The organism is Streptomyces sp. NPDC001678 (assembly GCF_042892945.1).
GTDB lineage: Bacteria > Actinomycetota > Actinomycetes > Streptomycetales > Streptomycetaceae > Streptomyces.
This window is the reverse complement of sequence record NZ_JBIAUP010000012.1, coordinates 182135-204431: the sequence shown is the minus strand read 5'-3', so window position 1 is coordinate 204431 and position 22297 is coordinate 182135. Positions and strand designations below refer to the sequence as shown.

Annotated in this window: 22 protein-coding genes; 10 read left to right on the top strand and 12 right to left on the bottom strand. The window is 73.4% G+C overall.

The genetic code is table 11. The features are described 5' to 3' along the window. Window positions 1–183 precede the first annotated feature (183 nt). Window positions 184–1056 carry a class II glutamine amidotransferase gene (locus tag ACFYZR_RS24605; RefSeq protein WP_391913739.1) on the top strand — a complete coding sequence of 291 codons (873 nt, stop codon included), beginning with the start codon at window positions 184–186 and terminating at the stop codon, window positions 1054–1056. Between the two features lie 21 nt (window positions 1057–1077). Here the strand turns inward: ACFYZR_RS24605 and ACFYZR_RS24600 are convergent, their stop codons facing one another. Continuing rightward, entirely contained in the window at window positions 1078–1947 is an 870-nt protein-coding gene (locus ACFYZR_RS24600; RefSeq protein ID WP_391913737.1) for an ATP-grasp domain-containing protein, read from the bottom strand. A 118-nt stretch (window positions 1948–2065) separates the two neighbouring features. Here ACFYZR_RS24600 and ACFYZR_RS24595 point away from each other — a divergent pair, with 118 nt between their 5' ends. Beyond that, window positions 2066–2464 (top strand): hypothetical protein, encoded by a 399-nt coding sequence (locus ACFYZR_RS24595; RefSeq protein ID WP_391913735.1) that lies wholly within the window; start codon window positions 2066–2068, stop codon window positions 2462–2464. A 14-nt stretch (window positions 2465–2478) separates the two neighbouring features. Here ACFYZR_RS24595 and ACFYZR_RS24590 read toward each other — a convergent pair whose 3' ends face one another. Both ACFYZR_RS24590 and ACFYZR_RS24585 read right to left on the bottom strand, forming a co-directional pair. Continuing rightward, the gene (locus ACFYZR_RS24590; RefSeq protein ID WP_391913733.1) at window positions 2479–4065 is read right to left on the bottom strand and encodes a phytoene desaturase family protein; all 1587 of its coding nucleotides are present in this window, start codon (window positions 4063–4065) and stop codon (window positions 2479–2481) included. A 95-nt stretch (window positions 4066–4160) separates the two neighbouring features. Continuing rightward, window positions 4161–4733 (bottom strand): TetR family transcriptional regulator, encoded by a 573-nt coding sequence (locus ACFYZR_RS24585; protein ID WP_391913731.1) that lies wholly within the window; start codon window positions 4731–4733, stop codon window positions 4161–4163. Window positions 4734–4872: 139 nt separating this feature from the next. Between ACFYZR_RS24585 and ACFYZR_RS24580 the strand changes: the two genes are divergently transcribed. Next, on the top strand, window positions 4873–6063 hold the full coding sequence (locus ACFYZR_RS24580; RefSeq protein WP_391913729.1) for a cytochrome P450: 1191 nt from the start codon (window positions 4873–4875) through the stop codon (window positions 6061–6063). Window positions 6064–6068: 5 nt separating this feature from the next. Next, window positions 6069–6284, top strand: a complete 216-nt coding sequence (locus tag ACFYZR_RS24575; RefSeq protein ID WP_391913727.1) for a ferredoxin — start codon at window positions 6069–6071, stop codon at window positions 6282–6284. Between the two features lie 16 nt (window positions 6285–6300). On the opposite strand, the gene ACFYZR_RS24570 is transcribed toward ACFYZR_RS24575, so the two are convergent. The 8 genes from ACFYZR_RS24570 to ACFYZR_RS24535 form a co-directional block, all read right to left on the bottom strand. Then, window positions 6301–7512 (bottom strand): cytochrome P450, encoded by a 1212-nt coding sequence (locus ACFYZR_RS24570; RefSeq protein WP_391913725.1) that lies wholly within the window; start codon window positions 7510–7512, stop codon window positions 6301–6303. Between the two features lie 9 nt (window positions 7513–7521). Next, on the bottom strand, window positions 7522–8109 hold the full coding sequence (locus ACFYZR_RS24565; protein WP_391913723.1) for a GNAT family N-acetyltransferase: 588 nt from the start codon (window positions 8107–8109) through the stop codon (window positions 7522–7524). Between the two features lie 46 nt (window positions 8110–8155). Then, a complete protein-coding gene (gene uppS / locus ACFYZR_RS24560; protein ID WP_391913721.1) occupies window positions 8156–8902 on the bottom strand; it encodes a polyprenyl diphosphate synthase in 747 nt (248 codons plus the stop codon). A gap of 430 nt (window positions 8903–9332) precedes the next feature. Continuing rightward, window positions 9333–10397 carry a chitinase gene (locus ACFYZR_RS24555; protein WP_391913719.1) on the bottom strand — a complete coding sequence of 355 codons (1065 nt, stop codon included), beginning with the start codon at window positions 10395–10397 and terminating at the stop codon, window positions 9333–9335. Between the two features lie 101 nt (window positions 10398–10498). Further along, window positions 10499–12493: a M6 family metalloprotease domain-containing protein gene (locus ACFYZR_RS24550; protein WP_391913717.1), complete on the bottom strand. Its 1995-nt coding sequence runs from the start codon at window positions 12491–12493 to the stop codon at window positions 10499–10501. Between the two features lie 201 nt (window positions 12494–12694). After that, window positions 12695–13426, bottom strand: a complete 732-nt coding sequence (locus tag ACFYZR_RS24545; protein ID WP_391913715.1) for an SDR family oxidoreductase — start codon at window positions 13424–13426, stop codon at window positions 12695–12697. A gap of 23 nt (window positions 13427–13449) precedes the next feature. Next, complete coding sequence (locus ACFYZR_RS24540; RefSeq protein WP_391913713.1) at window positions 13450–14667, bottom strand: ferritin-like domain-containing protein; 1218 nt, start codon at window positions 14665–14667, stop codon at window positions 13450–13452. Beyond that, a complete protein-coding gene (locus ACFYZR_RS24535) occupies window positions 14664–15491 on the bottom strand; it encodes a DJ-1/PfpI family protein (protein WP_391913711.1) in 828 nt (275 codons plus the stop codon). Before ACFYZR_RS24535 ends, ACFYZR_RS24540 begins: the two co-directional genes overlap by 4 nt. A 290-nt stretch (window positions 15492–15781) precedes the next feature. Here ACFYZR_RS24535 and ACFYZR_RS24530 point away from each other — a divergent pair, with 290 nt between their 5' ends. The 5 genes from ACFYZR_RS24530 (at window position 15782) to ACFYZR_RS24510 (ending at window position 19808) form a co-directional block, all read left to right on the top strand. After that, on the top strand, window positions 15782–16582 hold the full coding sequence (locus ACFYZR_RS24530) for a cupin domain-containing protein (RefSeq protein ID WP_391913709.1): 801 nt from the start codon (window positions 15782–15784) through the stop codon (window positions 16580–16582). Window positions 16583–16605: 23 nt separating this feature from the next. After that, a complete protein-coding gene (locus ACFYZR_RS24525) occupies window positions 16606–17166 on the top strand; it encodes a DJ-1/PfpI family protein (RefSeq protein WP_391913707.1) in 561 nt (186 codons plus the stop codon). Between the two features lie 91 nt (window positions 17167–17257). After that, the gene (locus tag ACFYZR_RS24520; RefSeq protein WP_391913705.1) at window positions 17258–17986 is read left to right on the top strand and encodes an HAD family hydrolase; all 729 of its coding nucleotides are present in this window, start codon (window positions 17258–17260) and stop codon (window positions 17984–17986) included. A gap of 47 nt (window positions 17987–18033) precedes the next feature. Beyond that, window positions 18034–18708 (top strand): type 1 glutamine amidotransferase domain-containing protein, encoded by a 675-nt coding sequence (locus ACFYZR_RS24515; protein WP_391913703.1) that lies wholly within the window; start codon window positions 18034–18036, stop codon window positions 18706–18708. A gap of 188 nt (window positions 18709–18896) precedes the next feature. Then, window positions 18897–19808 (top strand): LysR family transcriptional regulator, encoded by a 912-nt coding sequence (locus tag ACFYZR_RS24510; RefSeq protein WP_391913701.1) that lies wholly within the window; start codon window positions 18897–18899, stop codon window positions 19806–19808. Window positions 19809–19850: 42 nt separating this feature from the next. Here the strand turns inward: ACFYZR_RS24510 and ACFYZR_RS24505 are convergent, their stop codons facing one another. Beyond that, window positions 19851–21239: an MFS transporter gene (locus tag ACFYZR_RS24505; RefSeq protein WP_391913699.1), complete on the bottom strand. Its 1389-nt coding sequence runs from the start codon at window positions 21237–21239 to the stop codon at window positions 19851–19853. A gap of 86 nt (window positions 21240–21325) precedes the next feature. Here ACFYZR_RS24505 and ACFYZR_RS24500 point away from each other — a divergent pair, with 86 nt between their 5' ends. Further along, window positions 21326–22279 (top strand): LysR family transcriptional regulator, encoded by a 954-nt coding sequence (locus ACFYZR_RS24500; RefSeq protein ID WP_391913697.1) that lies wholly within the window; start codon window positions 21326–21328, stop codon window positions 22277–22279. Window positions 22280–22297 lie beyond the last annotated feature (18 nt).

Below are 22297 nucleotides of genomic sequence, written 5' to 3'. Positions count from 1 at the left end.
AGGCCCACGGCGACACGGGCCATGGACAGGGAGTCGTCCCTGATGTCGGTCATCCCCCCGTCCTCCCTCTGCCGGAGCGGAACGCAGCCGGATACCGACTGTCGGCGTGGGCGCGCCGCGCCGATGCTGTACGCGGCGGGACCCGGAGGGAAGAGGGGACCCCGAGGGAGAGGGGACGGGCCCATGTGCCGTCTGTTCGGCATGAGCAGCACTCCGCTCCGTACCCGGGCCACGTTCTGGCTGCTGGACGCGCCCGACAGCCTCAGCGTCCAGAGCCGTCGCGATCCCGACGGGACGGGCCTGGGGTTCTTCGACGCGGCGGCGGTGCCGCGGGTGCACAAGGCTCCGGTGGCCGCCTACGCGGACCGGGCCTTCGCCGAGGAGGCGCGGCAGGTGGAGTCGGCGACGTTCCTCGCCCACATCCGCTTCGCCTCGACCGGGCGGCCGGAGACGCGCAACACCCATCCGTTCGAGCAGGACGGGCGGCTGTTCGCCCACAACGGCGTCATCGAGGGCCTCGACGCGCTCGACGACCGCCTGGGCCCGGCGGCCCGGGCCACGGTGCGCGGGGAAACCGACTCCGAGCGGTTCTTCGCCCTGATCACCCGTGAGATCGCCGCGCACGGCGGCGACGTCACGGCGGGCATCGTGGGGGCCGCCCGGTGGATCGCCGACGAGCTGCCCGTCTTCTCCCTCAATCTCGTCCTCACCACACGGGACGAGCTGTGGGCGCTGCGCTATCCCGACACCCACGAGCTGTATGTGCTGGAGCGCGCGGCGGGCGGCCACCACGGGGGCCGGCACCTGGACCACAGCGGCACCGGCGGCCGGCTGCGCGTCCACTCGCACGACCTGAGCGAGGCCCCGGCCGTGGTCGTCGCCAGCGAGGCCATGGACGAGAACCCCGGCTGGCGGCCGCTGGAGAGCGGTGAGCTCCTCCACGTAGGGCCGGATCTGGCCACCACCGGCCGGATCGTCCTCCCCGGCCCGCCCCGCCACCGGCTGGCCCTCGGCGACCTGCGCCCCGAAGCGGCACGGTCGCAGAAGGCGCGCTGACCCGGGGCCACCGCGCTGGGGCTACCCCGCGTTCAGCAGCGGTCCGAGCAACGCCGAGGGGTCGGTCCCGGCGGGCAGGTCGCTGACCTGCCCGTCGCCGACCTCGATCACCCGCCAGGCGCCGTCGGCGCGCCGGGCGAGGTCCGTGGTGACGAACCGGCACCCGAGCGCGGCCACCAGCGGCGCGACCTCGCCGAGGCCGGGACCGGGCGTCAGGCCGGGGGTGTCCGGGTGGGCGGTGGTCAGCAGCGGACGCCCGTCGAGCCACCACACCCGTGCCTCGCCCTCCTCGCCTCGCAGCTCCTCGAAGGCGCGCAGGACGACGCCGCCGATGAGGGAGTCCTCCTGGAGCTCCACGAACCGGGACACCACCGCGTGGAGCGCCGCCGTGTCGGCGAGGTCGGGCACGTGGCAGGCCCGTTCCCAGTCGTGCTTGCGGGACTTCACGAAGTCCTTGACGATGCCGGGCCCTTGGGGGAGGCGTGCGGCGGCCTCCGCCAGCGCGGCCGGTCCCGGTGCCCGGAAGGGGGCGCAGGGCAGCCAGGTGCTCGCCGGTGTCACCGCCGTGAACGTCCCGTACCAGCCGGGCAGCTCGTGGGCGGTGCGGTAGCGCTCCGCGCCGGTGCGCAGGAGGGCGCCGCGCGCGGCGAGCGCGGCCTGGAGCCCGGCGTAGGCGGTGGCGGGGATCATCCAGCCCCGGTACCACAGCGGTCCGATGTCCCGGGGCACGCGCCGTACGGCCTCCTCCGCGCGGCCCGCGAGCAGCGCGTCGTGGTCGAGCAGCGCCACCGTCGCGCCGGCCGCGCGGGCGGCGGCGGCCTGCGCGGCGAAGTGCGGGTCGCTGCGGGCGGGGCGGAGCGGGTCGGCGCAGAGCAGCAGGGAGTCGGTCATCGCCCCACCGTAGAGGGTCTCCGTTCGGGTGATATCGGCGGTCGGCGCGAGCGTGCGGGAGGCCGGGGCCGGGTGTGCTGGCAGGCTCGTCGCACACCGACGAACGAAGGGCGGAGCTGTGACGAAGTGGTTGGCGGCGAGGACGCGTTGGGCACTGCGGTCGGCGGTGAGCGCGGTGGGCACCCTGACCTTGCTCCTCGCCACCGGGCCGACGGCCTTCGCGGCGACGTCGTGCGGAGGGCAGTCGTGCCTCACGGTGGACGCGAAGGGCCGGTACGTGCTGCGGGCGTCGGCCACGCCCGCGCCGGACGGTGACTTCCTCGGCCTGTTCCACATGTACGGCGGCGGCCTGGACGGCAAGAGCGCGCTGCGGCACTGGCGTCCCGGCCAGCTGTACGGGATGGCGCTGGGCCGGACGCTGCCGGACCGTACGTGGATCTGCGTCGACGGGTGGCGGAAGCTCGACGAGGGCGGCCTCGCGCCGCACGGGCACGCGTGTGTGCAGGTCCACGGGTAGGGGCTCGTGTCCGTTCAGGGCCGTGCCGGTCCGGTCAGTTCCTTGGCGACGATGTAGCCGGAGCCGCCGTTGACGCCGTGGCCGGGCCAGGTCGCGGCTCCGACCATGAAGAGGTTGGGGACGACGGTGCGGTGCGAGGGCTGTCCCGGGAGGGGGCGCAGGAGGTAGCTCTGGGCGAGTTCGTGGCTGCCGCCGTAGGGGTCGCCGGGGCCGCAGTTGGGGTTGAAGCGGGCCAGGTCGGGCGGTGCGATGACGTGGCGGCCGAGGACGGCGCCGGGCAGGTTGGGGGCGTGGCGGCCGGCGAGTTCGAGGACGCGGTCGGCGAAGGCGTTCTTGACGTCGTCGGTCCAGCCGCCGGCCGTGTCGATCTCGCCGGCCGCGTCGCCCCGCAGGCGCAGCGGGACGTCGAGCAGTTGCAGCCTGGCCACGGCCGCGCCCGGTGGGCAGCGGGTGGGGTCCGCGGCGGCGGGGGTGTCGATGGAGATGGTGGGTTCCGCGGGGAGGAGGCCGCGGGTGGCCTCGTTGACGGAGCGGGAGAGCGCGTCGAGGCCGCCGGTGAGGTGGGACTGGCCGGTCCTGGTGAGGCGTTCGTCGGTGAAGCGGGGCGGTTCGGAGAGGGCCAGGTGGATCTGTACGCAGCCGCGCCCGTAGCGGTAGTCGCCGGCCTGCCGCCGGATGAGGGGCGGGACGACGCCGTCCTCGTGGGCGAGCAGCCGGAGGTAGAGCTGGTCGGGGTTGACGGAGGCGACGACGGCCTCGGCGGCGCGCACGACCTCGCCGTCGGCGGTGCGGACGCCCACGGCACGGCCGTCCCGGACCAGGATCCGGTCCACCCGGCGGCCGGTCTCGATCCGTCCACCGTGCCGTTCGGTCAGGGCGGCGAGGGCCTGGGCGAGGCGTTCGCTGCCGCCTTCGGGGGTGGGCATGCCGGCGGAGGTGACGGCGAGGAGCACCATGACGGTCCAGAAGGAGCTGTTGACCTCGTCGGGGCCGCGGCCCAGGTGGAGGGCCCAGGGTGCGAGCAGGCCGTGGGCGACCGGTGAGGCGAAGGTGTGTTCCAGCAGGTCCCGGGCGGTGCGCAGGAACTGCTGGGTGAAGGCCGAGTAATGCCCGTCGTCGTGCGTCAGGTCGTGGATGACGCGGGCGGACACGGGGCTCGCGAGCTCGGCCGCGAACAGCTGGAACACCGGGCCGGCGTGGGGCTGGAAGTCCTTGAGGAGGGCGGTCAGGGCGGCGCCGTCGCCGGGGGCGAGGCGCTCGGCCTCGGCCACGTTCTCATCAAGGTTCGTCGACAGTACGGCCGTCCGCGCGCCGGGCATCGACACACCCACGCAGTAGCGGGAGTTGCGGTAGGTGAGGCCGAGGGCGGTGAGCTCCGGGCCCAGTTCGGCGTAGGCGGGGCCGGTGGTGAACAGGGGGTGCGCGGAGGAGTAGGTGTCGTGGAGGAAGCCGGGGACGGTGAGCTCTTCGGTGCGGACGAGGCCGCCGGGCCGGTCGTTTCCTTCGAGGACGACGACGCCCCGGCCCGCCCGGGCCAGATATGCCGCCGTGACCAGGGCGTTGTGGCCGCTGCCGACCACCACCACGTCGTAACGCCGCATGATGGATGGTGGCACGCGGGTTTCGCCCGGGTGAAGTACGCAAAGGGCTGAGACGGGCCGGGCTCCGTGTCTACACGAGGGGTGTCCGCACGAGCTCAGGCCAGCCCCTCCAGCAGGGTCCGGGAGGCGTCCAGCATCAGCCGGCACACCCGTTCGGGGTCCGCGCCGGCCAGTGGCTCCTGGCGTACGACCAGCCGGGAGAGCCCGATGCCGAGCAGCCAGGCGAGGACGAGGGCCGCGCGCAGCTCGGCGTCCTCCTCGCCGGTGAGCCGGGCCAGGGCCCGGGCGTACTCCTCGCCCAGGCGCCGGCTGGCGTCCGCCACCTCGTCGTCGCCCCCGGCGGAGCGCAGGAAGACCTCCAGGGAGCGGTCCCCGTGGGGGGCGTCGCCGGGGGCGAGCAGCCCGCGCAGGGCGGATTCCAGCAGCCGTTCGGGCGGGCTCTCCCGCAGCCGTCTGCGCCCGTCGTTCGCCATGACCTCGCCGAAGAGGGCGGTCTTGGAGCCGAAGTACCGGAAGAGCAGGGCCTGGTTGACGCCGGCGCGGTCGGCGATCGCGCGGACGGTGGTCCGTTCGTACCCCCGCTCGGCGAACAGCCCGGCCGCGGCGTCGATCAGCGCCTGCCGGGTCGTATCGGCGCGGCGGCGCCGTATGGGCTTGTCCTCGGTCATCCCCCGGCTCTCCTTCCCCACGGGACCGCCCGGTGATCCCCGGCGGGTGCGACAACCCTGGCCGAAGGCACCGTTGACGCGCTACCCACTCCGCCCTACGTTTTTGTAAGCAGACGCTTACATCGCGAAGAGGGGTCTCATGTCCACCTCCCACGACGAACCTGTCGTCTATCCCTTCAACCACGCCGAGGGCCTCGCCCTGTCCCCGGCGTACGAGCGGGCACGGCACGGCGAGGGGCTGCTGCGGGTGCGGTTGCCCTACGGCGAGCCGGCCTGGCTCGCGACCCGGTACGCGGACGCCCGCCTCGTCCTGGGCGACCGCCGGTTCAGCCGGGCCGCGGCCCAGGAGCACGATGCACCCCGCCAGTCGGCGGGCCGGAGCGACGCCGGTCTCCTGTCCATGGACCCGCCCGACCACACCCGGCTGCGCACCCTGGTGACCAAGGCGTTCACCGTGCAGCGGGTGGAACGGATGCGGCCGGGCATCCGCGCCCTGGCCGAGGGCCTGCTGGACGACATGGTCGCCGCGGGCCCGCCCGCCGACCTGGTGGAGCACTTCGCGCTGCCGCTCCCGGTCGCCGTGATCTGCCGGATGCTCGGCGTGCCCGAGGAGGACCGGCCGCTCTTCCGCAAGTGGAGCGACGACGCGCTGTCGACCAGCTCGCTCACCGCCGAGGAGTGGGAGAGGAGCCGGGACGAGCTGCGGGCCTATATGGCCGGGCTGGTCGCCGAGCACCGCGCCCGGCCCGCCGACGACCTGATGACGGCGCTCATCGAGGCCCGGGACGGCACCGGCCGGCTCTCCGAACTGGAGCTGGTCGACCTGTGCGTGGGCATCCTCGTCGCCGGCCACGAGACCACCGCGACCCAGATCCCCAACTTCCTGCTGACGCTCCTGGAGCACCCCGGTGAGCTGGCGCGGCTGGGCGAGGACCCGGAGCGGGTCCCCGCCGCGGTGGAGGAGCTGATGCGCTTCGTCCCCCTGGGCATGGCCGCGGGCTTCGCCCGGTACGCCACCGAGGACGTCGAGGTGGGCGGCACGCTGGTGCGGGCTGGCGAGCCGGTCCTGGTGGCCGTGGGCTCCGCCAACCGCGACGCACGGCGGTTCGACTCCCCCGACAGCCTCGACCTGGGCCGCGAGGGCAACCAGCACCTGGGCTTCGGCCACGGCGTCCACCACTGCCTGGGGGCGCCCCTGGCCCGGCTGGAGCTCCAGGAGGCGCTGCGGGCCCTGGCCCTGCGGCTGCCCGGCGTCCGTGTCGCCGGGGAGATCGGCTGGAAGACGGAGATGCTGGTCCGGGGGCCGCGCTCGATGCCGGTGGGGTGGTGAGGGCGATGGCCTGGCGGGTGACGGTGGACCGCGGCCGGTGCATGGGCTCGGGGATCTGTACGGCCCTGGCGCCGGAGCTGTTCACGATGGACGGCGAACGGTCGCACGGGCCGGACGGGGAGTGCGGGCCGGACGAGGAGCTCCTCGACGCGGCCGACTCCTGCCCGGCGGGGGCCATCACGGTCGTCGAGGACGGGCGGGTGATCGGCCCCCGCGACTGAGATCGCTGACAGCGGCTCAGCACTCCACGAGCAGCTCCCGCAGCCCCCGGATGACAAAGCCCGTTCTCCACTCCGGCTCCGCCACCAGCCGCAGCTTCGGTGCCCGCCGCAGCAGCTCGCCGAAGGACGCCGCGAGTTCGAGGCGGGCGAGCGGCGCGCCGAGGCAGTAGTGGATGCCCGCGCCGAAGCTGAGGTGGGGGTTGTCGGCGCGGGTGAGGTCCAGCCGGTCCGGTGCGGGGAACCGGGCCGGGTCGCGGTTGGCGGAGCCGAGGAGCAGGGCGACCTCGCTGCCGCGCGGGACGAGAGTGCCGCCGATCTCGATGTCGTCGAGCACCCAGCGTTCGAAGAGCTGGAGCGGAGTGTCGTAGCGCATCAGCTCTTCGATCGCCCCCGGCAGCAGCCCGTGGTCGGCGTGCAGGGCGGCGAGCTGCTCCGGGTGGCGGAAGAGGGTCCACCAGCCGTTTCCGGTGGTGTTGACGGTGGCCTCGTGGCCGGCGTTGAGGAGCAGGACGCAGGTGGAGACCATCTCCTGCTCCGTGAGCCGGTCCCCCTCGTCATGGGCGACGATCAGCGCGCTGATCAGGTCGTCGCCGGGGTCGGCGCGGCGGGCGGCGATCAGCGACCTCAAGTACGCGGAGAACTCGGCCGAGGCCCGTACCGCGCGCCGCGCCGTCTCCTCGCCGGGGTTGAGCTCGTACATCCCGCAGATGTCCGCCGACCAGGGGCGCAGCAGGCCCCGGTCGGCGGCGGGGATCCCGAGCGTCTCGGCGATGACGGCCACCGGCAGGGGCTCGGCCAGCGTCGTCATCAGATCGCCGCCGCCCTCGGCGAGGAGGCCGTCGACCAGTTCGCGGGCCAGCCGCCGGACGACCGGCGCGAGCCGTTCGACCGTGCGCGGGGTGAAGGCCTGCGACACCAGGCGCCGGATCCTGGTGTGGTCGGGCGGCTCCAGGTCCAGCAGGCCCTGGTCGTTGAGGGTGTGGAAGGGCTCGTGCTCGGGGGGCGGCGGGGTGCGCCCGAACTCCTCGTGGGTGAACCGGTGGAGGTAGGTGCGCCCCAGCCGGCGGTCGCGCAGCAGTGCCGAGACGTCGGCGTGCCGGGGCACCAGCCACTGCCGGCTGGGCTCGAACCAGTGCGCGCGCCCGGCCGCGCGCAGTCTTTCGAATCCGGGGTAGGGGTCGGCGACGAACCGGGGGGACCAGGGGTCGAAATCGGCGCTCGCATCCATGTGCGGATGCTACTCGGGGCGGCCGGCCGCCAGCCGGGCGTGGAGATGGGCGTCGTGGCGCCGCCCGGAGGGTTCCTTGAAGTAGTCCCGCATCACGCCTTCCGGGCGGAAGCCGGCGGCGACCGCCACCCGGCACGAGGCGACGTTGGACTCCACGTGGTCGAGCGAGATCCGGTGGACGCCGAGCCCGCCGTCCTCGGGGGCGGCGAGGGCCCAGCCGGCCGCCGTGTCGAGGGCGGTCCGGGCCACGCCCCGGCCCCGGGAGCGCGGCGTGACCCAGTAGCCGACGACCGCCTGGTCCGGAAGCCGGTTGATCTCCCGGACGCCCAGCGCCCCGTGGAACTCTCCCGTCGTCCCGTCGGTGACGGCGAAATAGGCGTCCCCGGCCGCCCACCCGGATATGCGCGACCGCAGCCACACGGCCGCGCGCTCGTGGACGGGCGCGCGGACGGTGGCGTGGCCGGCCGCCCAGCGGAGGATGTCCGCGTCGCGCAGCGCTTCGGCGACGGCGGGCTCGTCGCTCTCCCGGAGGGGCCGCAGGAGCAGGCCCTCGGCGGAGAGGGTCGTCGGGGCGAGGGACGGTGTCGCAAAGGTCATCCCTGTGTTGTAGTCGATCTCCTTTCGCCGCTGCCGGGCGGGGTGTTCACAAGCCGTAGCGCCGGTGCCGCGACGCGTACGAGTCCAGGGCCAGGTCGAATTCGTCACGGGTGAAGGAAGGCCAAGGCACGTCGCAGAAGTAGAACTCGGAGGCGGCGGTCTGCCAGAGCAGGAAGCCGGAGAGCCGCTGCTCCCCCGAGGTCCGGATGATCAGGTCGGGGTCGGGCTGGTTGCGGGTGTAGAGGTGTTCGGCGATCAGGTGCTGCCAGTTGCCGGCCGGGTCGTCGGCGTCGGCCGGCGGTATCGTGCCGGCGCACAGGATCTGCCGTACGGCGTGGGCGATCTCCCGGCGGCCGTCGTAGGCGACCGCGACGTTCACGGTCATGCCGGGTGCCCGGTGGCTGGCGTCGCGGGCGCGTTCCATGGCGGCGCGCAGATGGCCCGGCAGGGCCATGAGGTCGCCGATGGGGTTGACGGGCCAGCGCCGGAGGGCGGCCAGCTCCTCGATGGTCTCGCCGATCAGCGGGAGCAGGCCGGAGAGTTCCTGGTCGGACCGCTTCAGGTTGTCGGTCGACAGCCCCCATAAGGTCAGCGCGGTGAGCCCGGCCTGTTCGGCCCATTCGCACACCTCGCGGAGCCGGCGGGCGCCCTCCCGGTAGCCTTCGACGGGGTCGAGCCCCCGGGCCCGCGCCCAGCGCCGGTTGCCGTCCATGATGATGCCCACGTGCTGGGGTATCGGCCGGGCCGTGGCCGGCCGGGCCACGGCGGGGGTCGTACTGACCACTCCTGACATGCGGTGCCTCCTTGCCGCTCACCCGGGCTCCGCCGGCGGATGCCGCCCGGGTGCCGGGAACGTACGCAGGGCCTGTCTCGGTGGTGGACCGGGGACCGTCACACCTCACACCTCTGAGCCCCGCAGAGCAATCACCCTCACGGGGGGCTCACGCGCCTCAGCGGCGCACAGCTACAACCGTCGACGGGGAGCCCCGGGCTTCTCGCTCCGCGCGCCCGTGCTCCGCGCCTCGTACGCCGGAATCGGCCGGCCACCGCGATGGTGATGAACGTGAGCCACGGTCACACACTTTCCGTGAGGCGGCTGACTCAACCTCGGCAACTTTGTTCGCCCGGGCTACGGCGCTACGACACCTTCGGCCGGGAGGCGGGCGGCATATTCCGTAGGCGGCTCGCCGGAGGCAGGTGCCGGGCCGTAGCGGTGCCGCGTCTCAACGCCCCTGGAGGGCCTTGACGTTGTCGCCGAAGGTCCAGTTCCGCGCCCCGTCCCAATTGACCGACCAGGTCATCAGGCCCTTCAGGGCGCCGCCGTAGGTGTTCCACGCGCGGGCCACGAGACCGGGGGACATATGGCCGCCGCCCGCGCCCGGCTGGGCCGGGAGCCCCGGGACCTGTTTGTCGTAGGGGACCGTGACCGTGGTGCCCTGGACGACGAGTCCGCTGTTCAGGCAGTCGGTCTGGGCGGTGAACCCCTCGACCGTCCCGGCGGAGTAGGAGTCCCCGGAGCAGCCGTACATGCTCCCGTTGTAGTACTGCATATTCAGCCACCAGAGACGGCCGTCGTCCGCGTACTTCTTCACGATCGGCAGGTACGCGCCCCAGATCGAGCCGTAGGTGACGCTACCTCCGGTGACGTAGGCCGTCTCCGGCGCCATGGTGAGGCCGAAACCCCGGGGCATCCGGGCGAGCACACCGTCGATGATGCGGATCAGATTGGTCTGGGAGGGCGAGAGGCGGTTGATGTCCCCGCTTCCGACGAGACCGGTCTCGATGTCGATGTCGATGCCGTCGAAGTTGTACGTCCTGAGAATGGGGACGATCGTCTCGACGAACCGGTCGGCGACGGCGGCGGAGCTCAGATCGATGCCCGCCGCCGCGCCGCCGATGGACAGCAGGACCGTCTGCCCGGCCGCCTTGGCCCGGCACATCTCGGCCGGGGTGGGGATCTTGACGGTCGCGTCCATCCCGTCCTCCCAGAGGGCGGTGCCGTCCGGGCGGATGACGGGGAACGCCGCGTTGAGCACGTTGTGGCCGTGGGCGGGGATACGGGGGTCGTCGACGGGCGTCCAGCCGAAGGGCGGGTGGACGCCGTTGGCGGCGCCGTCCCAGTTCTCCCAGTACCCCTGGAGCACCTTCCCCGCGGGTCTCGGCTTGACCGCGCACGTGTCGTCGCGCGCGGCGCCGGTCGCGGTGGCCGCGACCGGCGTCGACAGGGCGAGGGCCAGGGCCGTGCAGACGAGCGGCGGCAGGGCTCTCCGGAACGGCGCGCGCGACATGTCCACCTCCGGGGCTGTGGGGGCCTGGAGACTGGTGCGGTGGGGTCGACCGCACGGTAGGAGAGCCCACGACCGACGTCAATAGGTCTGGACCAAGTCCCCTATTTCTTGAGCGAGCAGGTGGCCGTGGCCGTTCTGCCCGGGTCGCTCTCCGAGCGCGCGGTCAGGGTGACCTTGCCGTTCCGGTCGGCGCCCGCCGCCGCGCTCACGGCGACGTCGACGGGGACCCGGGCGCCGGGGGCCGCGGTGGCCAGCCGGTTGGGGAGCCAGGCGGACCAGCCGCGTCCGGAGGCCGTGGCCGACAGCCGGTAGATGTCGGAGGCGTGGGACGCCTCGTCCTGGGGCGCGGCCCGCCCGGTGTTGGCCAGGGCGAACGTGCACAGCGCCCGGCCGTCGGCCGGCCTGCCCTTCGGCGCGCCCCGGCCGAGGGCCACGCCGCGTGTCCGGGCCGCCCCGGCGCCGTCGAGGGACCTGACGCCCACGGTGTAGGACAGGACGCCGGAGGCGTCGCGCTTGACGTCGACGATGTAGAAGTGCAGCCGGTTGGCCCGGTCGACGTACTCGTAGGAGCTGCCCGAGTCGGCGCCCGCGTGGAAGAGGGCGTCGCTGAGCTGGCGGTAGTCCCCCATGGTGATCTTCTGCTGGGTGCCGTCGGGGCGGGTGAAGTCCACCAGGTCGATGTCCTCGGGGTGGGCGTCGACCACCCAGGCGAAGGGCGCGCGGTCCGCGTTCTTGGTCTTGCTCAGGAGCACGCCGCTGTCGGGCGTGAAGGAGTCCATGCCCATGCGGTCGACGACCTCGACGGTGTAGTTGTCGTAACCGCCGCCGTCGCACAGCGGGTCGGTGGCGCGGTCGCAGGCGGGGGACAGATCGCGGCGCATGGCGATGTTGACGCCCGTGAGCCCCTTGTCGCCGGGCGGGGCGGAGCGCGCGGTGACGCGGGCGACGACGGGGCCGGAGTCCTTGAGGGCGTCGCGGTCGAGGCGCAGCACGTTCTTCTCGTCGACGACGCCGAGCTTGAGCTTGTCGCGCAGGACGTGCTGGGCGCCCATGGAGCCGCCGCCGGTCGCGGGTATTTTCCAGCGGGTGTGGGGTCCGCCGGGGCCGTTGAAGGTGCCCCGGGAGAGCATGCCCCAGATGCCGGTGTAGGCGCGGCTCAGCGGGGTGCCGTAGGGGTTGTTGTAGTTGTCGCCGATGCCCAGGATGTGGCTGAGTTCATGGGCGTAGGTGGCCATGCCGGAGCTCTCGGCCTGGGTGGAGGAGCCGTTCTCGGCGTTGGGCCACATCCGGGCGGCCGCCCGCCAGGACGTCCAGGGGACGTAGCGGGTCCGGGCGGCGTTGCCCCCGCCGGGGACGGGCGACGGCGGCCCCCAGGCGGGCGGGACGTCGCCGGGCCCGGTGAATTTCATCTGGCCGAACTCCTGCCAGGTGGCGGACTCGTCCTCGCCGGCGCCGAGGTAGAAGACGAAGTCGAACTCGGCCGCCCGGTCGGCGCCGACGTCGGCGATCCAGGCGTTCTTGCCGTCGGCGCGGATGTCCTGGCCGCAGGTGTCGCCGGTGGGGCAGGCCCCGGGGTTCATGCCGGGGTCGATGCCGTACTCGTGCGACTTGCCGGGCATGCGGTAGACGCCGAAGGCCGTGAGGTCGACGCCGAGGCGGCCGCCGGAGTCCTCCATCCAGTACTCGTTGATGGTGTGGCCGTGGTTGAGCGTCCCCGGCTTGTTCAGGAAGTCCTGGTAGAAGCGGGGGACCTGTGCGCGCGGGATGCCGGCGGCGGTGGGCTGGGGGTTGCCGAAGACGGTCGACCCGGCGGGCCGGGTGACGGCGAACTCCTCGTCGGGGTAGTCGAGGAGGACGAGGGCGCCTTTGAAGGTGCGCCGGGTGGGTCTGACGTCGGGGTTGGCCCAGTCGGTGCCGGGGACGGAGCGGTATTCGGCCCAGGTCATGTCGTCGGGGTTGCGCCAGTGCTGCGGGTCGATCGGCTGGACGAGGGGCGTTCTCGCCCGGGCGGTGGCCTCCGGGGTCGCCCGGGCGGCTCCGGGGGCCACGACGGCCAGGGCACCGAGGAGCGCGGCGACGATGCCCAGGCGCCGCATGCGACGGGTGCGGAGGATGTGACCGCGGTGTCTACGGTTTCCACGGCTTCTACGGCGAGGGGACACGGGACTTACCTCTTGTCTGTCGTCCTCGGACGAGGAGATGGCAAGTCGTTCGATGGGATGCGCCCATCGCCGTCAAGGTAGGGCGGAGGGAGGAGTGACGCCAGAGCGCCTGCGTGACTCCCGACGCGCCAGGGGTCAGACGGGCTGGCCCAGCGGCCGTACCAGGACCTGGTTGACGTCCGTTCCCTCGGGCTGGGACAGCACCCAGGCGACGCATTCGGCGATCGACTCGGCGGAGAGCGCCGGGCCGGGCGGGCGGGTGCCGTCGGGGCGGTTGTCCCAGAAGGGCGTGTCGACCCTGCCGGGGGCGATCAGGCTGACACCGACGCCGTCGGCGGTGACCTGCATCCGGGTGTTCTCCGCGAGGGCGTGCACGGCCCATTTGGTGACGGAGTACATATTTCCCGGGGTGTTCTTCACCCCGGCGACGCTGCCGATGAGGACGATCCGTCCGCGGGTCCCGCGCAGGGCCGGCAGGGCGGCGTTCACCAGCAGCGCCGGGCCCAGGACGTTGGCGAGCACCATGTCCCGCCAGCCCGCCGGGTCGCCGTCGGCGACGGTGTCGTGGGTGGAGAACCCGGCGTTGGCGACGGCGTGGTCGAGTCTGCCGAACCGTCCGGTCGTCGCCGCGACCGCCGAGGCGACGGCCTCGGGGTCGGTGGCGTCGCCGGGCAGGGTGAGCAGGCGGTCCCCGGCGGCCGCCCGCCCGGCGAGCGCGGCGAGCCTGCCGGCGTCCCGGCCGGTGGCCGCGACCCGGTGGCCCGACTTGAGCAGCCGGAGGACGGTGGCGGCGCCGATGCCGGTCGAGCCGCCGGTGATCAGTGTGACGGGGCCTTCGGGCCCGCTCGGGGCGGTGGTGTCGGTCATGGCCGTATTCTCACTCAACTCCTTTACCGAAGGGCAGAGTTGTTACGGAACCTCGGCCCGTAGAAGACCGGCCGGCCGAGATCCGTGCGGTCCGCCAGCAGCTTGTGCTCCTGCGGGTAGAGGACCTCCAGGCGTTCCACCGCCGTCTCCGGGACCGGCTGCCGCATGACGTTGAAGCAGGACAGCACCCGCATGTCGTTCATCCGCTCCACCGCTGCGCCCAGCGAGGGCCACCAGGTCTCGGCGGGCCCGTTCCAGGCGCGGTCCAGGGCCGCCATCATCGCGGTGTACGCGGCGTCGAAGGCGTCCAGCTCCTTGCTCGCGGCCGGGCCGTCCGGGTCCTCGGCGAGCACGGCCGCGTAGCCGTCGGCCGGGACGGCGAGGGTGTTGATGACGACCGGCCAGGGGATCTCCTCGCCCCGGAAGAAGTCCTTCTCGGTGTCCCGGGTGAGCGGCCGCGCCGGGTCGGGGGCGCGGTAGCGGCGCCGGTGGCGGAGTTCGGCGAACCGGGCGTAGTGGGAGCCCTCGTGCTGATAGGCGCCGCCCGCCTCGATGGTGTGCTCGTGCTCGCCCTCTCCCTGGTGGGTGATGACGTCGAACCCGTGGAGGAACCGCTCGACGGGGTCGGTGGGGTCGTCCGGGCCGAAGGTGGGGTAGCCGAGGTTGCCGCCGACCTGGTTGGCCGGTCCCCCGGCCCGTACGGCCCGGCGCACCTGGTCCGCGTTGGCGGTGACGGCCTGGCGCAGGGCGTCGTAGAAGTGGCCGATGGTGGGGTAGGCGGAGCGCCGCTCGCGTTCGGTCAGGAGGCGGGCGGGGGCCTCGATCCGCAGGAAGTCGTCCAGCTGGCGGGCGGAGAGCCGGGCGAGGACCGGGGTGAGGTCGGGCATCACACCGCCGGGCAGGCCGCCGCCCGGTGCCGGGTAGTCCGGCCGGAGGCCCTTGATGTCCGGTGAACCGCCCAGCGCGGCGAGCATGTTGGCGGCGATGGCCATGTGGACCATCTCCTCCATCAGGACGCTGCGGATGGTGTTGTAGGAGGGGTAGTTCTGTACCTCCAGCGAGTACATGGCGGCCGAATACAGCGGCATGGTGGCGTGTTCGAGGGCCACGGCGGTCTGGAGGGCGCCCCGGATCCAGTCCAGGTCGCGCAGGGCCGGGGGTGTGACGCGGATGCCGGGCCCGGTGGCGCGTACGGCGGCCGCGGGCGGTCCGGCGGCGGTGACGACCGAGCGCGGGCTCACCGGCGTCCCTCGCGGCCGGCCGGGGCGCCGGCGGACGGCTCCTCGGCGACGCGGGGCAGCAGCATGTCCTGGAAGTAGTCCTGGAAGGACTGCTCGAGTTCGGGGTGGTGGTAGAACTCCGGGCCGACCTCCTCGAAGATGACGTCGCCCAGCCCGCTGAGGGTGTCGAACATCATCGACACGATCGTCCCGGTCTCCCGGCCCAGGTAGTGGGCCACCATGGCGACGGCGCCGCCGTGCACCCCGTAGGAGCCGGTCGCCGTCCAGATGCCGGTGTTGGGGTTGCCGATCCACATCCGGCGGCCGACGGGCACGTTGAAGCCCTCGGCCCGCAGTCCGCGGGCCACGGCGGCGACGCAGGTGACGGGCGAGTCGTCCAGGACGCCGGCGCGGGCGAGCACGCCGACTCCGGAGCAGTTGGCGGCCACGACCCGGCCCGCCTCGTGGTGCCGGCGGATCAGCTTCAGCACCCGCTCGTCGGAGGTGAGCTCCCCGGAGCCGACGCCGCCGGGCACGTACAGGATGTCGAAGAGCTCGTCGGGGTCGAGCACGGAGTCCGCGACGACCTGGGTGCCCATCTGCATGGTCACCACTCCCGGTGTCAGCCCCACCAGGCGGACGTCCAGCTCCCTGGGCGCGGCCTCGCGCTGCCAGGGCGCGATGCCCCCGGAGGTCACCAGCGCGGCGCCCTTGAAGATCTCCAGCGGGGTGATGGTGTCCTGCTCGCTGCACTTCTCGTAGCCGAGCACCGCGATGGAGCGGACGACACCGCCGCCCATGCCCGGACGCACTTCCTCCGCCGTCTCCCGTGTCCCCGTCGTCATGGCGATTTCCCCCTCGGATTCGTTCGCGCGACGCTGCGCGCGGTGAACGCAGGAGAGTGAATCAGCGCCCTTCACGCCCCGGCAAATAACGGAACGGGGGCCGTCCATAAGAGGAAATGACGCGATCCGCATCCGGGATTCCGGACGAAAGGATTCCTTATCGGGGGTGCACGGAGAGCTATTTGGCTCGCCTTCCCGGCCGGTATAGCGTCAGTGCGTCGGCCGCCGGGCGAGGGGGTTCGGGGACGGTTTTCCGGTGGCCGCGGGGATTGCACGCAAGAGGGGGGACAATGCCCGTACCGAGTAATGACGTCATACCCGTCGACGTCGCGGAAAACCTTGTGGTGCGGATCGACCCGGGCCCGCGCGACTTCGCGGTGCTCCGCGAAGTGGTCCGTAAGGGAAGCCGTGTGGGAAACGAGCGGCTGGACGCGGACGAGCATCTGAACGAGGTCATTCCCAAGCCCTGGGGCCTGGAATACCGGGTGTTCGTCGACGACTTCCTCGACATTTGGAATCTGCGGATCGAGGAGGGGCACGCCACTTCGCTGCACGTCCATCCGCGCAAGCTGACCTATCTGCTCTGCCTGGGCGGGCAGGGTGTCGCCAAGACCCTCTCCGCGGAGTATCCGGTCGGCGTCGGCACCCTGCTGAGGATCGGCGGCGGGGCGTTCCACTCGACGCGCTCGCTGGGCCCCGGCCCGCTGTTCCTGGTCGAGGTCGAGGCGCCCCGCAACAAGTTCGACCTGATCCGGCTGCGCGACGGGTACAGCCGGGAGAACAGCGGTTACGAGTCCGAGCACCGGGAGCTGGCGGAGCTGCCCGTCCGCCCGGTGCCGTATCTGCCCGAGGCCCGGATGCGCGACCGCTCGCCCTGCGGCGGCTTCCGGTTCGAGATCCGGGCGGGCATGGACATCTTCTACCGGCCCCGCCCGGAGGACCTCTTCCACATCCCGCTGGGGCTGACCGGGGTGGTCACCGGGGAGCTGGGGATCCTCGCGCCGGCCCGCGGCGATGCCCGGCGGCCGGCCGTCGACGAGTACTACCTGAGCCTCGCGCTCGCCACCACGTCATCAACGCACACGTCATGAACACCACTGAGAAAGGACCCGCCATGACCCACCGCGCGGTGATCGTCACCGGTCCGGGATTCCAGGACCACGACGTCGTCTACACCTACTACCGCCTCCTGGAGGAGGGCTGGCACGCGGACGTCGCCACCAGGGACGGCGGCGAGGTCACCGGCAAGTACGGGGTGCCGCTGCCCATGGACAAGACCGCCAAGCCGCTCGTCTCCTTCGACCAGCTGGACGTGGCCGGGTACGACGCGGTCATCCTCACCGGCGGCCACGAGGCCCCGGACCGGGTGCGCCAGGACGCTCGGGTGCTGGACTTCGTCCGGGGCATGGACGCCGCGGGGAAGGTCGTCGCGGGGCTCTGCCACGGCCCGTGGATCATGGTCAGCGCCGGGGTGCTCAGGGGCCGCAGGGCGTGCGCCTACATCGGGCTGCGGGACGACGTCGTCAACGCGGGCGCCCATGTCGTGGACGGCGACGTGGTGGTGGACGGCCACATCGTCACCTGCTCCTACTACGGCTACGTCGGCCGCTTCATGCAGGCCGTCCTCGAGACCGTACGCAACCGTACGGCGACCCCCGAGCCGGTGGCGCCCTGAGCGTGCGGGCCCACCGCAGGTGCGGGGACGGGCGAGCCGTTCCGTCCCAGGACCCCCGCCCGTCCCCGCGCGCCCACGAAGGAGCACAGCCATGCTGATACTCGACTTCGACGGCGTCGTCTGCGACGCCTTCGAGGAGTGCGCGGTCGTCACCCGCCACGCCGGGGACAGTGCCGCGGCCACCGCCGCGAAGTCCCCGGCCGAGCTGGCCGCCGGGCTCGCCCCGGCGTTCCTCGACCGCTTCCGGGCCGTACGCCGGCACTCCCGGCTGCTGGACCACTTCATGGTGGCCCTCGACCCCCGCAGCGAACGCCTGGGGGACCAGGAGGAGTTCACCGCCCTGTTCGACGACATCCCGGCCGACCGGCGGGAGCGGCTGGTCGCGGGGGCCACCGCGCTCCGGGCGGAACTGCGCCGCCGGCACCGAGCCGAGTGGCTGGGGATGCACCGGCTGTACCCCGGGATCCGTGGCCTGCTGGAGCGGCACGCGGGGCGCGTCGGCATCGTCACCGCGAAGGACGAGACGTCCGTGCGGGAGATCCTCGCCCACCACGGCCTCGGCCACACCGTGGTGTCGGTGGTGGGCGAGTGCTCCGACAAGCGCACCGCGGTGCTGGAGCTGGTCGCCGAGGACGGACTGCGGCCCGAGCACGCCACGTTCGTCGACGACAACCTGCGCAACGCCCTCCAGGTGCGGGACACCGGCGCCCGTGCCCTGTGGGCCTACTGGGGCTACCACACCGCCGACGACGTGGGGAAGTCGCTGCGGCGGCGTGTGTCCCGTATCTATCTGCCGGAACTGGCCGGGCTTTCGGCATGATGCACGCCACGGCCATCGCAAGTGCGAGCGAGAGGAAGAACGCTGTCATGACCGTCAAGGTTCTGTTCGCCCTCACCAGCCATGGGCAGCTGGGCGACACGGGTCGTCCCACGGGCTTCTACGTACCGGAGGTCGCCCATCCGGCCCGGGTGTTCGCGGAGGCGGGCTGCGAGATCGGCTTCGTCTCGGTGCAGGGCGGCGCCCCGCCCCGGGACGGGGTGAAGCCGGACGACACCGTCGTCGCCGCGTTCCTCGCCGACCCCGCGACGCGGCGCGCGCTGAGCGAGACCCCCACCGCGGACCGGGTGGACGCGGAAGCGGTGGACATCCTCTACTACGCCGGCGGGCACGGCGCCATGTGGGACTTTCCCCACGACACCGCCCTGGCCGCGCTCGGCGCCCGGGTGTACGAGCGCGGCGGCGTGGTGGCGGCGGTGTGCCACGGGCCGGCCGGGCTGGTCGGGCTGCGACTCTCCGACGGGTCCCATCTCGTCGAGGGCAAGCAGGTCTCGTCGTTCACCGACGACGAGGAGGCGGCCGTCGGGCTGACCGGCGTGGTGCCGTTCCCGCTGGAGACCACGCTGACGCGGCGGGGCGCGAAGTTCTCCAAGGCCCCGGACTTCACCGAGCACGCCGTCGCCGACGGCCGTCTGGTGACCGGGCAGAACCCCGCCTCCGCCGTCAAGGTGGCCCGGCTCGCGCTGGCCGCCCTGCGGCCCTGAGGAACGGCGCGGCCACCGCCCGGGACCGGACCGCGCGCGAACGCGAAGCACCAGCTCCCCAGGGAGCTGGTGCTTCCGTATGCCGTACCCACAAGCTCGGCTTCCGCCGCAACGCCTCACCGCCGCCGAGCATCTTTATGTGCGAACAGCGAACGTACTGTCGGCGTCATCACGGGGGAGACAGGCCGATGCAGTCCATGCAGCTGGGGTGGCTCCGTACCTTCGTCTACGTATACCGGCGTGGTTCGTTCACCCGGGCCGCGCGGGAGCTGGGGCTGTCCCAGCCGGCCGTCACCCAGCAGATCCGGGCCCTGGAGACGAAACTCGGCAGACAGCTCTTCGAGAGGATGCCGGAAGGGGCGCGTCCCACTCCGGACGCCGAGACCCTCATCCGTGAGGTGGAGTCGCCCATCGACACCCTGGGGCTGGTCACCGACCGGCTCACCAGTTGTTCCAAGCCGGTGCCGGACCGGCCCGTCCTCCTCGGCGGGCCCAACGAGCTGCTCACCACCCGCGTCCTGCCCGCCGTCGGCGAGCTCGTACGCAGCGGGGTGCGGCTGCGCTGCGGCTTCGGGCTGGCCGACGCGCTGCTCCAGGAGCTGTCGGACGGCCGTTTCGACCTGGTGCTGTCCACCAAGCGGCCGCGGTCGCGGGCGTTCTCGGCGATCGCCCTCTTCGACGAGGAGTTCGTCCTGCTCGCCTCGCCCGGGCTGCGCGACGAGATCCCGCTGGACCGGCTGGCCGAGGAGGGCCCCGCCGTGCTGGAGAAGTACCCGGTCATCGCCTACGCGGAGTCGCTGCCCATCGTGCGCCGCTACTGGCGCAGCGTCTTCGACGCCACGCCCGGGACGACGCCTGCCGTGGTGGTGCCCGATCTGCGGGGCGCCCTGGCGGCCGTCCGCGCCTCCGCCGGAATCTCCGTCCTGCCCACGTATCTGTGCGGGGACGAGCTGACGCGCGGTGAGGTGGTGCCGCTGCTGGAGCCGGAGATCCCGCCGATCAACACCATCTATCTCACCACCCGCGCGGGCGGCCGGCACCAGCCCCATGTCCAGCTGGTGCACGGCCAGTTGCTGCTGAAGGCGCCGCTGTGGGGCTGAGCCCGGCCCGCGCCGCGCCCATGGTCACGCGGGGGCCGGTGGTCACTCGGGCGTCGGCCGCGCCGCGGCCACCAGGGCCAGCGAGAGGACGGCGCCCACGGCCAGGGTGATGCCCGAGGCGTGGAGGGTGGCCTGGGTGCCCAGCACCGCGACACCCAGCGCGGCGCCCGCCTGCCGGCAGGCGTTGAGCGCCCCCTGGCCGGTGGCGGCGTACCGGGCGGGGGCGGCGGCCGCCATGTCGGCCGTGGCCCCCGGGATGGCCAGGGTCGAACCGAAGGCCAGCAGCACCTGCGCGACGGTGATCAGGGCGAACGGGGAGTCCTGCGAGCAGAACGCGAGGGCCGCGCCCGCGGCTGCGTCCAGCCCCAGCCCCGCGTACAGCACGGGCCGGGCGCCCCAGCGCGCGACGATACGGCCGGTGAAGTACGGCATGAAGCACATGGGCAGGGTCATCGGCAGGAACGCCAGCCCGGTCCTCAGGGGCGAGAGCCCGCGTTCGTCGACGAGCCACTGGGTGAGGGCGAACAGCAGCCCGTAGAAGAGGAAGGACGCCATCCCGCCGGCCACCAGGTCGGCGCGGACCCGGGGCAGGCCGGTCAGCGCGGGCGGCAGGGCGGGGGCCTCGGCACGCCGCTCGGCGAGCGCCAGCAGGACCAGGGCGGCCGCCGCCACGCCCAGCGCCACCAGCGGCAGCGGCCGTCCCCAGCCGTCCGTGTTCGCCGCGATCAGGCCGTAGGTGAGCGAGCCCAGGGCGAGCACCGACAAAAGCATCCCGGCGCGGTCGGGCCGGGCGGCGGACTCGGGCCGCTCCCCGCTGAGCCGGCGGGCGGCCAGCAGGGCGAGGAGGGCGATCGGCGGGTTGACGAGGAACACCAGCCGCCAGCCGCCCTGGTCCACGAGCAGACCGCCCAGCACCGGCCCGGCGATCAGTCCGACGCTGCTGAGCGCCGCCCAGGAACCCACCGCCCGCATCCGTTCCTTGGGGTCGGGGTGGAGCCGGGCCAGCAGCGCCAGCGAGGCGGGCACCAGCCCGGCGGCGGCCACGCCCAGCAGCGCCCGGCCGGCGATCAGCGTGCCCACGTTCGGCGCCAGGGCGCTGAGCAGCGAGATCGCGCCGAAGGCGACGAGCGCGGCGCGGTAGACGCGGCGGGGCCCGAAGCGGTCGGAGACGACGCCGGCGACGAGCAGCAGCCCGGCGAAGACGACGGTGTAGGCGTCGACCGCCCATGGCAGGGCCGCCGCCGGGGCGCCGAGGTCCTCCCGTACGTCCGGCAGCGCCACATTGAGGATCGAAGTGTCCAGGAGGACCAGGAAGTTGCCGGCGACGACCCCGGCGAAGAGCATGCGCGGGCCGGCCTGACGCGCCGTGCCGTGCTTCGCCTGGGACTCCGCCCGCGGGATCCGCTCGACTCTGTCATTCGTTGTCGACATGGCCCCAAGGCTCGCGGCCCTGGGGACATCCGGCCAGGCCGGTTCTTCGATGGCCCCATCGGACTTCCCGATGGCATGCTGGGGCCATGGACTCTCGCTATCTCAGGGCCTTCGTGGCGGTCGTGGACGCGGGCGGGATCTCGGCGGCGGCCGTCGCGCTCGGCTACGCGCAGTCCACGCTCAGCGTCCAGCTGCGGCGGCTGGAGCGGGAGTTGGGCGCGGAGGTGCTGCGCCGTTCGCCGACCGGCACCACCCTCACCGAGGCGGGGCGGCTGCTGCTGCCGTACGCCCGGGAGGCGCTGGAGCTGGAGGAGCGGATGCGGCGTGCCGTCGGCGACCGGGTGCCCCGGCTGCGGCTGGGGGCGCTGGAGTCCCTCGCGGTGGAGTGGCTGCCGGACATCCTCGCGGCGTTCGGGCGCGGGGCGGCCGGGCCGGGCACCGGGGCGGCGGAGGTGCGGCTGAAGGTCGCGGGGCGGGCCGTGCTCCAGGAGGAGCTGGCCGCCGGACGGCTGGACCTCATCTTCCTGTTCGACAACGGGGCCCCGGGCGGCGGCCCGCCCTCCGTGGGCGGCCACGAGCGGACCGTCGTCGGCCACGACCGGACCGTCGCGGTCGCCGGGCCCGGGCACCGGCTGGCCCGGGTCCGGGGGCTCGCGCCGGAGGAGCTGCTGGAGGAGGAGTTCCTGGTGGCCGAGGCGGGCTGCACCTCGCAGATGCTCGTCGACCGCTTCGGCCGCGATCTGTCCCCGCGCGCCCGTCTGAGCATGGTCACCGGCTCCCTCGCCGCCCTCCGCCGCCTCGCCGCCCACGGCCGGGGCATCGCGCTCCTCCCCCACCTCGCCGCCCGGCAGGACCTGGACACGGGCGAGCTGGTCGAGCTGGACGTCCGGCAGGGCCTGGAGCCGGTCAGCATCGAGGCCCGCTGGCGCACGGGGCTCGGCCCGGCCGAGCGCCCCCTGGCGGCCCTGGTCGCCCTGGCCCGCCGCAACGCGCCCTGGGACGCGCGGTCGTCGCTCACCGGTGTGGCGCGCTCCGCCTGACCCGCCCGGCGGCGGGCG

What these genes read in the sequence shown, in the direction of transcription:
- ACFYZR_RS24555 (WP_391913719.1), bottom strand. Translation starts at nt 10,397, where the DNA reads ATGTCGCGCGCGCCGTTCCGGAGAGCCCTGCCGCCGCTCGTCTGCACG.
- ACFYZR_RS24515 (WP_391913703.1), top strand. Translation starts at nt 18,034, where the DNA reads ATGACCGTCAAGGTTCTGTTCGCCCTCACCAGCCATGGGCAGCTGGGC.
- ACFYZR_RS24550 (WP_391913717.1), bottom strand. Translation starts at nt 12,493, where the DNA reads ATGCGGCGCCTGGGCATCGTCGCCGCGCTCCTCGGTGCCCTGGCCGTC.
- ACFYZR_RS24565 (WP_391913723.1), bottom strand. Translation starts at nt 8,109, where the DNA reads ATGACCTTTGCGACACCGTCCCTCGCCCCGACGACCCTCTCCGCCGAG.
- ACFYZR_RS24535 (WP_391913711.1), bottom strand. Translation starts at nt 15,491, where the DNA reads ATGACGACGGGGACACGGGAGACGGCGGAGGAAGTGCGTCCGGGCATG.
- ACFYZR_RS24525 (WP_391913707.1), top strand. Translation starts at nt 16,606, where the DNA reads ATGACCCACCGCGCGGTGATCGTCACCGGTCCGGGATTCCAGGACCAC.
- ACFYZR_RS24530 (WP_391913709.1), top strand. Translation starts at nt 15,782, where the DNA reads ATGCCCGTACCGAGTAATGACGTCATACCCGTCGACGTCGCGGAAAAC.
- ACFYZR_RS24590 (WP_391913733.1), bottom strand. Translation starts at nt 4,065, where the DNA reads ATGCGGCGTTACGACGTGGTGGTGGTCGGCAGCGGCCACAACGCCCTG.
- ACFYZR_RS24510 (WP_391913701.1), top strand. Translation starts at nt 18,897, where the DNA reads ATGCAGTCCATGCAGCTGGGGTGGCTCCGTACCTTCGTCTACGTATAC.
- ACFYZR_RS24600 (WP_391913737.1), bottom strand. Translation starts at nt 1,947, where the DNA reads ATGACCGACTCCCTGCTGCTCTGCGCCGACCCGCTCCGCCCCGCCCGC.
- ACFYZR_RS24570 (WP_391913725.1), bottom strand. Translation starts at nt 7,512, where the DNA reads ATGGATGCGAGCGCCGATTTCGACCCCTGGTCCCCCCGGTTCGTCGCC.
- ACFYZR_RS24500 (WP_391913697.1), top strand. Translation starts at nt 21,326, where the DNA reads ATGGACTCTCGCTATCTCAGGGCCTTCGTGGCGGTCGTGGACGCGGGC.
- ACFYZR_RS24605 (WP_391913739.1), top strand. Translation starts at nt 184, where the DNA reads ATGTGCCGTCTGTTCGGCATGAGCAGCACTCCGCTCCGTACCCGGGCC.
- ACFYZR_RS24520 (WP_391913705.1), top strand. Translation starts at nt 17,258, where the DNA reads ATGCTGATACTCGACTTCGACGGCGTCGTCTGCGACGCCTTCGAGGAG.
- ACFYZR_RS24505 (WP_391913699.1), bottom strand. Translation starts at nt 21,239, where the DNA reads ATGTCGACAACGAATGACAGAGTCGAGCGGATCCCGCGGGCGGAGTCC.
- ACFYZR_RS24575 (WP_391913727.1), top strand. Translation starts at nt 6,069, where the DNA reads ATGGCCTGGCGGGTGACGGTGGACCGCGGCCGGTGCATGGGCTCGGGG.
- uppS (WP_391913721.1), bottom strand. Translation starts at nt 8,902, where the DNA reads ATGTCAGGAGTGGTCAGTACGACCCCCGCCGTGGCCCGGCCGGCCACG.
- ACFYZR_RS24545 (WP_391913715.1), bottom strand. Translation starts at nt 13,426, where the DNA reads ATGACCGACACCACCGCCCCGAGCGGGCCCGAAGGCCCCGTCACACTG.
- ACFYZR_RS24585 (WP_391913731.1), bottom strand. Translation starts at nt 4,733, where the DNA reads ATGACCGAGGACAAGCCCATACGGCGCCGCCGCGCCGATACGACCCGG.
- ACFYZR_RS24580 (WP_391913729.1), top strand. Translation starts at nt 4,873, where the DNA reads ATGTCCACCTCCCACGACGAACCTGTCGTCTATCCCTTCAACCACGCC.